Source organism: Amycolatopsis sp. (assembly GCF_036008905.1).
Lineage (GTDB): Bacteria > Actinomycetota > Actinomycetes > Mycobacteriales > Pseudonocardiaceae > Amycolatopsis.
Window position 1 is genome coordinate 18214 of the sequence record NZ_DASYMU010000228.1, and the last position, 12117, is coordinate 30330.

At 67.6% G+C, this 12117-nt stretch carries 10 protein-coding genes; 1 reads left to right on the plus strand and 9 read right to left on the minus strand.

The window, feature by feature from the left end; genetic code table 11:
* Positions 1-69 precede the first annotated feature (69 nt).
* The 3 genes from VGP60_RS37385 to VGP60_RS37395 are packed head-to-tail and all read right to left on the minus strand — an operon-like array spanning position 70 to position 3600.
* Entirely contained in the window at positions 70-1842 is a 1773-nt protein-coding gene (locus VGP60_RS37385) for a cobaltochelatase CobT-related protein (RefSeq protein ID WP_327552943.1), read from the minus strand.
* Positions 1802-2770 (minus strand): AAA family ATPase, encoded by a 969-nt coding sequence (locus VGP60_RS37390; protein ID WP_327552952.1) that lies wholly within the window; start codon positions 2768-2770, stop codon positions 1802-1804. Before VGP60_RS37390 ends, VGP60_RS37385 begins: the two co-directional genes overlap by 41 nt.
* 14 nt (positions 2771-2784) lie before the next feature.
* The gene (locus VGP60_RS37395) at positions 2785-3600 is read right to left on the minus strand and encodes an IclR family transcriptional regulator (RefSeq protein ID WP_327552944.1); all 816 of its coding nucleotides are present in this window, start codon (positions 3598-3600) and stop codon (positions 2785-2787) included.
* Positions 3601-3745: 145 nt separating this feature from the next.
* On the opposite strand from VGP60_RS37395, the gene xsc reads away from it, so the two are divergent.
* Positions 3746-5554 carry a sulfoacetaldehyde acetyltransferase gene (xsc, locus tag VGP60_RS37400; protein ID WP_327552945.1) on the plus strand — a complete coding sequence of 603 codons (1809 nt, stop codon included), beginning with the start codon at positions 3746-3748 and terminating at the stop codon, positions 5552-5554.
* A gap of 266 nt (positions 5555-5820) precedes the next feature.
* On the opposite strand, the gene VGP60_RS37405 is transcribed toward xsc, so the two are convergent.
* The 6 genes from VGP60_RS37405 to VGP60_RS37430 form a co-directional block, all read right to left on the minus strand.
* Positions 5821-6843 (minus strand): hypothetical protein, encoded by a 1023-nt coding sequence (locus VGP60_RS37405; RefSeq protein ID WP_327552946.1) that lies wholly within the window; start codon positions 6841-6843, stop codon positions 5821-5823.
* A gap of 84 nt (positions 6844-6927) precedes the next feature.
* Complete coding sequence (locus tag VGP60_RS37410) at positions 6928-7212, minus strand: ATP-binding protein (protein ID WP_327552947.1); 285 nt, start codon at positions 7210-7212, stop codon at positions 6928-6930.
* Positions 7213-7272: 60 nt separating this feature from the next.
* Positions 7273-8823, minus strand: a complete 1551-nt coding sequence (locus VGP60_RS37415; protein ID WP_327552948.1) for a hypothetical protein — start codon at positions 8821-8823, stop codon at positions 7273-7275.
* 85 nt (positions 8824-8908) lie between these two features.
* Positions 8909-9541, minus strand: coding sequence for a hypothetical protein (locus VGP60_RS37420; RefSeq protein WP_327552949.1), 633 nt, complete (start codon positions 9539-9541; stop codon positions 8909-8911).
* A complete protein-coding gene (locus tag VGP60_RS37425; RefSeq protein ID WP_327552950.1) occupies positions 9538-10089 on the minus strand; it encodes a sigma-70 family RNA polymerase sigma factor in 552 nt (183 codons plus the stop codon). The genes VGP60_RS37420 and VGP60_RS37425 overlap by 4 nt, the downstream gene beginning before the upstream one ends.
* 650 nt (positions 10090-10739) lie before the next feature.
* Positions 10740-11201 (minus strand): GNAT family N-acetyltransferase, encoded by a 462-nt coding sequence (locus VGP60_RS37430; protein WP_327552951.1) that lies wholly within the window; start codon positions 11199-11201, stop codon positions 10740-10742.
* Positions 11202-12117 lie beyond the last annotated feature (916 nt).

Consider the following 12117-nt stretch of genomic DNA (forward strand, 5'->3'; position numbering starts at 1 on the left):
TCGGCGCGGTGACCCGCTATCACGTTGTACGCCACCGGCGTGCCCCTCGGCGTTCTGGAGACATGCGGGTCACCGGGAAGGACCGCGCCGGACCAGGTCCAGGATCTCGCGGAACATCCGGTACCCGGTGCCCTCGGCCGTGTCGAGGACGCGTGAGCGGCGGTAGTAGGGGCTGAGGTCGAGATCGACACCGAGGCCGTAAACCTCGACGCCGCCCGACTGTTCCTGGCGCGCGACCACGTCCTTGAGGTGGTTGCCCAGATAATCCCGGTCGTTGGCCAGGTCGGTCGCGCTGTCCATCGGACTTCCGTCGGACAGCACGAAAAGCAGTCGCCGTCCGGCTTCGTCGGCCTCGGCACGGCGACAAGCCCAGGCCACGGCTTCACCGTCGACACCTTCGCGGTAGAGGTCCGGCTTCAGCAGGGCCGCGATGTCCGCACGGGCTCGCCGCCACGGTGTCGCGGCGTCCTTGAACACCAGGTGGCACCGCTCGTTGAGGCGGCCGGGATGCACAGGCCGTCCCGCGCGCATCCAGTCCCGCTTCGCCCGGCCGCCGTTCCACGCGCCGGTGGTGAAACCGAGGATCTCGCAGCGCGCGCCGGCCTGTTCCACCGCGCGGGCGAAGATGTCTGTCACCATGGCCACCGATTCCCCGTGTTCACGCATCGAACCCGAACAGTCGATCAGGAACGTCACCAGCGCGTCGGCCACCGGTTCGACACGCTCGGTGCGGAACAACCGCCGTTCGGTGGGCGAACTGATCAACTGGGCGAGCACGCGGCCGTCGATATGGCCTTCTTCCTTGCCGCTGTCCCAACCGTCACGGGTCGGTTCGGCGAGCACGGCGCCGAGTTCGCGAGCCAGCCGCGCGACGTTCACGCCCTGCCTGGCGACGCGGCGGTCCAGCCGGTCGCGAAGTTCGGTCAGCAGCACCGGCCGCACCGCCGCACCGGCGGCGAACTCCCGGTCGTAGGCCGTGGTGAAGACGCGGTAGCCGTCCGTCGCGGCCGCGAGCACCGGGCCCCGGCCCGGCGCCGCGACGCGCGCCGACTCGTCACCGTCGCCGCCGTCGTCGAAGTCCATCAGCAGTGCGAAATAGGGCCGATACTTGGCTTTTTCGTCGGCGTCGTCCGTCGAGGACTCCTCGCCCGGTCCGGCGGCGCCGAGCATGGCCGCTACCGCGCGGCCGATCGCGACGGCGTGCCCGGCAAACGCGGCCTGGTCGAATCTCGTCCATCGCAGTCCGGCGAGGTCGTGACCGAGCAGTGGCCCGATCGCCGCACGAGTGGCCTCGATCAGGTCCTCGGTCTCTTCGACAACGGGCTGCGCCGTGATGCGCGAACGGCAAACCTGGGCGACCGTGTAGATCAGCAGCCCACGCGCCGTCTCGGTGAGCCCGGACCGATGGAATTCGAGCGACCACTGTTCGTGGCGGTGCCGGAGGTTACCGGTCATCCCCGGCATCGACGCCGGTGCCAGCGCTTCGACCCGGAACTGTTCCAGCAGCTCGAAAACCAGCCGTTCGACCTCGCCGCCGGGACGCATCCGCTCGTGCACCTCGGCGTCCGACGATGTCAGGTGCAGCGCCATCCCGTCGGCCGCACCCCGGAAGGAACCGAAGTCGGCTGTCGGCGGCGGGTACAGATGCGGCGCGGACAGCGGCACCAGGCGTCGCCCGCGATGCAGCCGCGAACCACGGAAATGGAGGTCCGGCTCGTCACTGAGCGCGCGAAGGCTCGCGACGCACAACTCCTCGACCCGTTGCCGCCGACGGGATTCGGCTTGCTCGGCCGCCACCTGGTCAGGCCGTCGCCGCGAGCCGGTACGACTCGTCCAGCTCACGGTCGAAGCAGCGCTGGAAGTATTCGGCCACCACCGGACGTTCGGCTTCGTCGCACTTGTTCACGAACGACAGCCGGAACGCGAGCGCCGGATCGCGGAAGATCTCCAGATTCTCCGCCCACATGATCACCGTGCGCGGCGACATCAACGTCGAAAGATCCCCGGCGTGGAAGCCTTTCCTGGTCAGATCGGCGACGGCGACCATCGAGGCGACGAGTTCGCGACCGGCATCGTCGGCGAGCGGGGGCACCCGGGCCTGAACGATGGCGATCTCCTCGTCGGCGGGCAGATAGTTCAACGCCGCCACGATGTTCCAGCGATCGATCTGCGCGTGGTTGAGCCGCTGGGCGCCGTGATAGAGCCCGTTGAGATTGCCGAGGCCGACCGTGTTGGCGGTGGCGAAGAGCCGGAAGTGCGGATGTGGCCGCAGCACCCGGTTCTGGTCCATCAGCGTGAACTTGCCGTCCCGTTCGAGCAGCCGCTGGATGACGAACATGACGTCCGGGCGCCCCGCGTCGTACTCGTCCAGGATCAGCGCCATCGGCCGCTGCAGCGCCCACGGCACGATGCCTTCCTGGAACTCGGTCACCTGTTTGCCCTCACGCAGCACGACCGCGTCCTTGCCGACCAGGTCGAGGCGGCTGAGGTGACCGTCGAGGTTGACCCGGACGCACGGCCAGTTGAGCCGGGCGGCGACCTGCTCGATGTGAGTGGACTTCCCGGTTCCGTGCAAGCCCTGCACCAGTACCCGACGGTCGCGGGTGAACCCGGCCAGCAGCGCCAGCGTCACATCGGGGTTGAAACGGTAAGCCTCGTCGATCTCCGGCACGTGCTCCCCGCGCTCGGCGAAGGCATCGACCATCAGCGGCGTGTCGATACCGAAGACCTCGCGCACGGAGAGCTTCCGGTCCGGTGCGGTCACGGTCATGTGCGGAGCGCCCTTCACGAGGAAATGCTGTCGGTGGACTCCGGCGCGCCTTCGGCGTCGATCCGGCTGATCGCCTCGGCCGCGCGCTGCAGGGCCGGCAAGGCCTGCAACGCCTTGTCCGGGGTGAGCCGCATGACGGGCGCCTGCACCGCGACACACAGGTTGGACCGGCCGGTCGCGTACGGCACGAGCACCGCGACGCACACCAGGCCTGGCAGGTATTCCTCGTCATCGAGGGCGAATCCGTCGCGGCGGATGCGGACGAATTCCTCCTCCAACGCGTCGAGATCGGTCACGGTCTTCGGCGTGTACTGCTTGAGGGGCGCGTGCGCCAGCAACTTGCGACGCTGCGCCGGGCTCATCTGCGACAGGATCAGCTTGCCGCTGGCCGAACTGTGGATCGGCACGCGCGACCCGGGCCGCAGGTAGAACCGCAGCGGTTCGGGGGTTTCGACCCGGTCCAGGTACACGACTTCGTTGCCGGACAACGTGGTCACGTTGCAGCTCTCCCCCAGTTCGTCGACCAGGTGCCGCAGCACGGCATGCCGGGCGCCGTGATGGGTGGCGTTGAGCAGCAGGTTCTCGGCCAGCCGTCGCAGGCGCTGCCCGGTGCCGTAGTGCCGGCCGTCGGGCTGCCGGATGAGCAGCCCCGCGCCTTCGAGCTGCTGCAACATCCGGTGCAGCGTCGGCTTGGGGAGGCCGGTCTCTTCAACCAGGCTCTGCAGGGAAACCAACTGGTCCTTGGCGGCGATCCGTTCGAGCAGTGAGAACAGCCGCATCGTCGGCGTGTCGCCGTTCACCGCGACGTCCGGCTCGCGAATCAACTCCATGTTCCGAAAATTAGCACACTGCATCTCGTTTTTCACGTCTACGCGTTGACTGTGTCCATCCTTCCGCTCTACAGTCGGGTAAATCCTGATTTTTGGATCTCTGTGTACCGATTTTCAAGACATAGAACGTTGAAGGAGTGGAATCATGAGCGAAAAGAAGTCGGACGTCAGCCGTACCGTCGCGACCGGCCCGCAGAAGATGACGCCGTCAGAGGCCTTCGTGGAGACGCTGGTCGCCAATGACGTCACCGACATCTTCGGCATCATGGGCTCGGCCTTCATGGACGCGATGGACATCTTCGCCCCGGCCGGCATCCGCCTGGTACCGGTCGTGCACGAACAGGGCGCCGGCCACATGGCCGACGGCTACGCCCGGGTCAGCGGCCGCCACGGCGTGGTGATCGGGCAGAACGGCCCGGGGATCAGCAACTGTGTCACCGCGATCGCGGCGGCGTACTGGGCGCACAGCCCGGTCGTGATCGTCACCCCGGAGACCGGCACGATGGGCCAGGGCCTCGGCGGTTTCCAGGAAGCCGACCAGCTCCCGATGTTCCAGGAGTTCACCAAGTACCAGGGGCACGTCAACAATCCGAACCGGATGGCGGAGTTCACCGGCCGGGTCTTCGACCGTGCCATGTCGGAGATCGGCCCCACCCAGCTCAACATCCCGCGTGACTACTTCTACGGCGAGATCACCGCGGAAATTCCTCGCCCACAGCGGCTCGACCGCGGCGCGGGCGGGGAACGCAGCCTGAACGAAGCCGCAGAACTCCTGGCCGACGCCGAGTTCCCGGTGATCATCTCCGGCGGCGGTGTGGTGATGGCCGACGGCGTCGACGAGTGCAAGGCGCTCGCCGAACGCCTCGGCGCCCCGGTGGTCAACAGCTACCTGCACAACGACTCCTTTCCGGCAAGCCACCCGCAGTGGTGCGGCCCGCTCGGCTACCAGGGCTCGAAGGCCGCGATGAAGCTGATCGCCAAGGCCGACGTCGTCGTCGCGCTGGGCTCGCGCCTCGGCCCGTTCGGCACGCTCCCCCAGCACGGCATGGACTACTGGCCGAAGGACGCCAAGATCATCCAGATCGACGCCGACCACAAGATGCTCGGACTGGTCAAGAAGATCACCGTCGGCATCTGCGGCGACGCCAAGGCCGCCGCGGTGGCCCTGACCGAGCGACTCGCCGGGAAGACACTGGCGTGCGACGCCACCGCCGACACCCGTGCCGCGGTCATCAAGGCCGAGAAGGACGCCTGGGAGACCGAGCTCGACGAGTGGACACACGAGACCGACCCGTTCAGCCTCGACATGATCGAAGAGCAGGCCACCGAGGAGGGCAACTGGCTGCACCCGCGCGAAGTGTTGCGGGAGCTGGAAAAGGCGATGCCCGAGCACGTCATGGTCTCGACCGACATCGGCAACATCAACTCCGTCGCCAACAGCTATCTGCGGTTCGAGGAGCCCCGGAGCTTCTTCGCACCGATGAGCTTCGGCAACTGTGGCTACGCCTTGCCGACCATCATCGGCGCCAAGGCCGCCGCACCGGACCGCCCGGCCGTGGCCTACGCCGGGGACGGCGCGTGGGGCATGAGCCTCAGCGAGATCATGACGAGCGTGCGCCACGACATCCCGGTGACCGCCGTGGTGTTCCACAACCGCCAGTGGGGCGCGGAGAAGAAGAACCAGGTCGACTTCTACAACCGCCGTTTCGTCGCCGGCGAACTCGAAAGCGAGAGCTTCGCCGGTATCGCGGAGGCGATGGGCGCCCAAGGCGTCGTCGTCGAGAAGCTCGACGAGGTCGGCCCGGCGCTGAAGAAGGCGATCGACGCACAGCTGAACGACGGCAAGACCACCGTCATCGAAATCATGTGCACCCGCGAGCTCGGCGACCCGTTCCGCCGCGACGCGCTGTCCAAGCCCGTGCGCTTCCTGGAGAAGTACCGCGACTACGTGTGAGCCATCCCCCCGCTCACGCATGCCGCCGTGAACGGAACTTCCTCTCATCTTTTTGGGAGAAAGTTCCGTTCACCACCAGGGACACCGTCGACGCGGCCCTGCGCCGTGCCGAGGTGGGATCGGCCTGTTCCTGCGCAGCTTCAACGACAGCTGGCGCAGGTAGTACGTGCCCGCGTTGATCTCCACCGGTTCCACTCCGCCCGGCCCCACCAGGCCGGGAGCACGCCGCCCCCGGCCTGGTGTTCAAAGCCGATCCGGAGAAAAGGTCACGGCGTCAGGCGCCAGACCACCGGCACGCCGCCGGAGTCCCTCGAGCCGTTCGTCGCGAACCCGGCGAGCGAGCCGTCGTCGGCCGCGACCGAGGCCTCGAACGTCGAGTAGCCGCTCGGCGCGCGAACCTCGCCCGGGGCCGTGGCGCGCCACACGATCGCGTTGCCGACGATCACCGGGCCCGACGGGTTCGGCACCAGCCCGGTCGTCAGGCCGCCCAGGTTGACGCTCAACGCCCTTCCGCCGCCCGCCAGCCCGACCGCCGCCGCGTCCGGGGACGCCCAGCGCACCGCCTGCTCGACGCCGCCCCAGATCCGCGTCCCGACCACGACCCCGTTGCGGATCGCGTAGCCCCAGGCCTGGGAGGCCGGGCTCGGTGACAGGTGCCGGACGACCCCGTCCTTCCACAGCGCCGAGCTGTTGCCCGAGTCGAACAGGATCGCGCCGTCCTCGTCGAGGTCGCGCGCGTAGTACGTGTCCTGCGTGCTCGGGATGAGCACCGGCGCGCTGCCCTCCACTCGCCACAGGACCGCGGCGTCGCTCTCGGTGCCGCCGCTGAACCGCCTGGCCCGGCCGAGCACGTCGCCGCGCGTGTTGATCGCGACGCCGTACACGGATTCGTAGCCCGCCGGGACGTCCTTGACGTGGAACCCGGTCGCGTCCAGCGTGTACGCCCGGCTGATCATCGTGTCGTAGTCGTGCGCCGTGCCGACCACGACGCCGGCCGGGTTCTCGTCCTCGGCCAGCGCCGCCTCGTAGCCGCTCGGCACGCCGCGCACCACCGGCTGCCCGTTGCGCCAGCTGACGACCGTTTGCACGCCGCTGATCGTGAACGTGCCCGTGTACTCCCCCTTGCCGTTCGACCCGGTCAGGAACCCGCTGCTGCCGCCGGACGGCAACGGCAGGACCGTCGGGCGCCACCCGATGCGGATCGCCGCCTGCGCGGGCTGCGCCAGCACCGCGACCGAAAGTGCGGCGACGACCGGCGCCGCGAACCGCACCCAGGACTTGAGTTTCATGGTTTCTCTCTTTCCCTCGACCTGCATCGATCAACACGCGGGAGTGCGGCGGCCGGTTGCCCGGCAAAGGGAGCAACTTCCGGGTCACGAAGCCGGGATCGCCGGGACCTGGGCGCTGACCACCGTGCCGCCGCCCGGTGTGCTCTCGATCGAGAGCTTCCCCGCCACTCGCCGGACGCGCTGGCGCATAGCCTCCAGGCCGAACCCGGTGCCGTCACCGCGGTCGCCGGGGCGGAAGCCGACGACGCCGTCGACGCCGTCGAGCAGCGCCACCTCGTCCGAATAGGACGGTGTCACCCCGATCCGCGACGCCTGAGCGTGCTCTTCCGCGTTGGCCAAGGCCTCCTGTGCGACGCGGTAGAGCGTCACCTCGAACTCCGGCAGCAGGGGCCGCGCGTCCCCTGAGCACTGACATTTCATCGACGCCTCTCAGCAGCAGCAGTCGCAGTAGAACAGATCAGCGGAGGTGACACCGGTGGCGCTGCCTGCGCCGTGCATGTCACTGACCGCGGACGTCGGGCGGTCGGTGCCGCCGGTCGCCTGGATGGCGATGCTCTTGCCGGTGAAGACGGCGAAGGCCAGCACCTGAGGCGCGTTGCCGTTGGCGTCGGTCTGGAACGTCACCACCGGGGTCTGCCTGCCATCGGTGTCCACACTGGACGCGCGGAACGTGGCGGCCGGCTGGAGTCCTCGCGCTTGCAGCTGGATCATGTCCAAACCGGCCACCGGACGCACGGTCGCCTCCAGACCACGGCCCTTCACCGGATCCATCGCTTCGCCGTCACGACCGTCAGGAAGCGTCGTCGGCACATTGGTGGCCTGTTGCGCGACGCCCTGGTGTCCGAGGTTCAGGGCCGTGCCGTCGGGCGAGGCTCCGGGAACGTAGACCAAAGCCTGCGGTTCCTGGGCGACGCCGATGGTGGAGACGACCTTGTTCGTCCCGGTGTCGATGACATCGACGGCGTCCGACTTCTCCATGCCCACGTAGAGTCGCGTGCCGTCGCCACTGGGCCAGATTCCGTGCGGGGCGTGTCCGGTGTTGTGAATCGTGCTCACCAGGGTGGGAGTTCCGTAGGCGGTGCGGCGGAACGCGAGGGTCTCGTCGAGCCCGCCGACAGTGAGGTAGGCGAAGGAGCCGGCCGGGGTGTCGGCGAAGTTCGGGTGGTTGGTGTCCGGTCCGGTGGTCAGGACCGCCTGGATCTTGTCGTGCACCAGGTCGACGACGGTTGTCTTGCCGGCTCGCTTGTGCGGTACCCACAGTTCGCGGCCGTCGGGTGAGATCGCCAGGTCTGAGGCGAACGGGTCGGCCAGGCCGGTGATGTGATCGACGATGCGGTGCGACCGGACGTCGACGACGGTGATCTCGGGTAGCGCGATGTGGTTGATGTAGGCGAGCTTTCCGTCGGGGCTCATGACCACTTTGGACGGTCCCGCGCCGACGGGAAGGTTGGTGATCACGCCGCCGTGCACCGCGTCGACGATCGTCACCGTGTCGGTTCCGCGGGCGGCTACCCAGAACTGCTTGCCGTCGTTGGTGAACCAGCCTTCGTGGGAGGCGCGCCCGACGTCGGTGTGGTTGACCACTTTGTTCGTGGCGGTGTCGATGATGTCGACGCCGTCGCTGGTGATGCTGACGACGGCGAGCCGTTTGTGGTCCATGGAGTACGCGAGCCCGTGCACGCCGACGTCCTGGGTGTATTGCGGGTTGAGCACCTGCCCGAGCCGCTGGGCGCCAAGGGCGATAGTGCCGAGGGTTTTGTTGGTCGAGGGGTCGATCACGCTGACGGTGTTGGATGTCTGGTCGGCGGTGTACACGCGGTCGTGCGACGACACCGGGATCGGTTTGCCCGCGGCTACCGTTGTGGCGGAGTCGGCGGGACCGGCCTGCGCCGAGGGAACCAGGACCGCGACGGACAGCGCGGTCGCGCCGGCGGTCACAAGGCCGGCCACCGACCAGCCGATACGGCGTTTCAGGGACATCTTTCCTCCATATAGGCGTGCGGGAACCACCCGTCGGGCCGGCGGCCCCACGGGACGTGGGTGAAATGCGGAGAGGCGTGGCCGGCTAGGACGTACCGGCGGCGAACGGCCCGTCGATCGGTGCCTTCACCATCTGACGATCCTGCTGGTCCTCCACGAGCAGAACGGCGATCGACTCACGGCTCATCGCGGTGACCATCCGGGTATGGACCGGTTCGTCCGACGCCGGGCGGATGCTGCCGGCGGGTACACGATGGCCTGCGGTGTCTTCGGTCATCAGGTTGTAGGTGTGCCCCGAACGCACCCCGGTCAGGGAGATGGGGACCTCGGTCCCCCAGGGGCGAGTCACCATGTAGCCGGTGCGTGCCAGGGCGACTGTATCCGCGGGTGCGTCGTCGGACGCGGTGACTACCGGGACGATTGCGAGGCCGGCCACGAGCGCCGCCGCTGCCGCGAACAGCGCCGTCCGCCGGCCCGTCCGGTGCCGGGTGGGCCGGGGCCCGAGTTCGGGCAGCGGGGGAAGCGGTACGACCACCGGAGCCTGTGCCACTGACGGCTCGGCTCGCACGAGCATCGCCACGACCTCGCTGATCTCGCCGACCTCGCGGGCGCATCCGGGGCAGGAGGCGACGTGCCGGGACATCTCCCCCGTCAACGGCCGGCCGAGCATCAGCTGTTCGGTAATCTCGCCGAGGCGGGAGTCGCAGCGGGAGTTCATCGGGCGAGCCCACCGTTCTCTTCGAGGATGAGGCGCAGAGCGCGGACGCCGTAGTACAGCCTGCTGCGCGTGGTCGACGCCGGGATGCCGAGTTGGTCGGCCAACTCGGCGCAAGTTCGGCCGTGAAAATGCACTCCCACGACGACGTGGCGATGCTCGGCGGTCAGCCGGTTCAGTGCCTCGTCGACCTGGATGCTGGTGAGCAACTGATCGAACCGGTCCGGAGCCGGAAGGTCGATGTGGTCGACCGGCCGGTGACGCTCCCGGACTTTCCGGCGGCGGAGGGCGTCGACAATCCCGTTTCGGGCGATCGCGTAGAGCCAGGTTCGCAGACTGCCGCGCGACACGTCGAACTCGCTGCCCGATCGCCACGCCCGGACGAAAGTCTCCTGGACGACCTCCTCTGCGAGCTGCCGGTCATCCAGCGCGTTCAGCGCGAAGCCCAGCAGTTCGCCGCCGTAACGGGAGTACGCGACGCGCACGTCACGCTCCGTACGGACGGACTCCTGCTCGTCGTCCACGCTCACCCGCTGCCCCGGTAGCCGCACGAACATCTCCCTGTCTCGGTGTTCAGACGTCAAGGGATACGCGCCGAGAACCGCCGGTGTTGAAACCCGGACCAGTGACTCACGTCTCAGGCGGAGACGTGGCAATGGCACCCAAGTAGACCTCGGATCGCGCCGGGCAAACCGGTCAAGCACCTTGTAAACCGACCCGCCGCGCAACCCGGTCTCCCGCGCGAGCTCCGCACCGACCGTCGAAATCCGGCGCATACGCAATAGACCGAAAACTAACGCGGAACCAATGGAGTAATCAATAGCCAACACAGCACACTATAGGCTCCGGTTCGAACCTAAATGGACACCACTCTCGAGGTATCTGTTCCAAAACAGAGAACCGTCAGGAACTACGGAGCCGGATCGTGGACGGCCCGGTTCGACCAACACGGTCATTCCCCAAAAGCACCCCTGAGGACCATCCACATAGGAATACGGGCGAGCCGCCTTCTGACCTGCGCTAATGGGCACGGAACGGCACTACGCAACAGTAGATGAATCGGCACCCGCGCCTATGGCCGGCGGCGGCGTGCTGCACGCCATCACCAGCACAGGATGCAGGCAGCACCCGCCCGGCTACGCCGCAGAAGTCGCCAACCGAGTGTCCACACCGCACGACGGTTGACCCACTGGTCGCCCCCTCAGCGCGGGGCGGAGTCCAGGTTCGCGTCGCGCCGGTAGGCGTAGTGGATGAACCCTTTGTGGAAGTTGGCCACCTTGTCGTACAGCGCGCGAGCTGGGGCGTCTTCCAGTGTGTTCCAGTAGAGGCTTGGGAAGCCGCGCTCCTTGGCGTCCCGCGCCACCCACTCGATCATTGCCGTCGCGACACCTCGCCGCCGGATTTCCGTGTCCACGAACAGGTCCGCCAGATAGCATTTCCCGGCATACCAGACACTGGCGTGGAACAGGTAGTGCGCGACGCCGACCATCTTGCCGTCCAGCCGGGCGGCGATCCCGCGTATCTGCTCGTCGTCGAGCAGCCGTCGCCAGGTCCGTTCGTAGTCGTCGTCGCTGCGTTCGACCTCGAAGTAGGTGTCTTTGCCACGGGTCAGCACTTCCCAGGAGGCGCGGTCGGATTCGGTCAGGAAGCTGATCTCCACCATGCTGCCCATCGTGCCCTACGGGCAGGTCAACGGTGGGGTGCTTGGCCGGAAGCCGGTCAGCACCTGGTCGAATGTGGCGGCTAGAACCCTTACGGGCAACTGACCCGCTCGGGCACAGCACGTCGGCCGTGTATGACGCCGACGGCGGGAAAGTCTCCGCGACCGATGGCAACAATCAGACGATCCTCACCGGCTACGACCCAGCCGGCCAACCTGGACGGAAACGGCCCGGTCAACCCTCGGCCGAGCGCGGGGGCAGGGCGGCGCGACGTCCGCACAGCTCGTCGGCGGGGATGGCCGGTGCGTTACCGGTCGTCCCCTCGCTGGTCGAGGCGCCGCCGCGGGCAAAGAGGCACTTACTGTGACCAAAGGTGCCGTTTGGCCCAACCGTGAGGCCGGAGGATGTTAGGTTGAACTGATTCGGCCGAAGGGCTAGTAGACCTGAAGGGTGCGCCGTCTTGACCGAAACGGTCCCGGTTACCGGAGAAACCGGCTGGGGCACCGCGGAACCGCCGGAACCCGGGCTCCGACCTCCGGGCGACCTTGCCTGACGGTCTTCCGAGGTGAACTGTCCGGGCCCGGCGTACGTGTATAGAAATATGAACGCCGAGGACCGCATTCCCTCACGCGCGAAACGGTTCGTCGCATTCCATAACCGCTCTCACTGTTTGTCGGGTGGGACACGCCTAACAAGAAAACAATCGGTGCGAGCGTAAGGCTTCGCCGTAGTCGCAGGGATGGTTTTTTCATGGGAAACCCGCTGGTCGCCGATGTGAAGAGCTCGACGGAGGCCTATACCGGCATTTCGTTGATGGAGTCGGCGGTTGATTTGAAGTCGGCGATCGAGAGTGGTGACTGGGCGTCGGTCGCGATGGGGTCGGTGGGGACGGCGCTGGATGCGTTGTCGATGGCGATG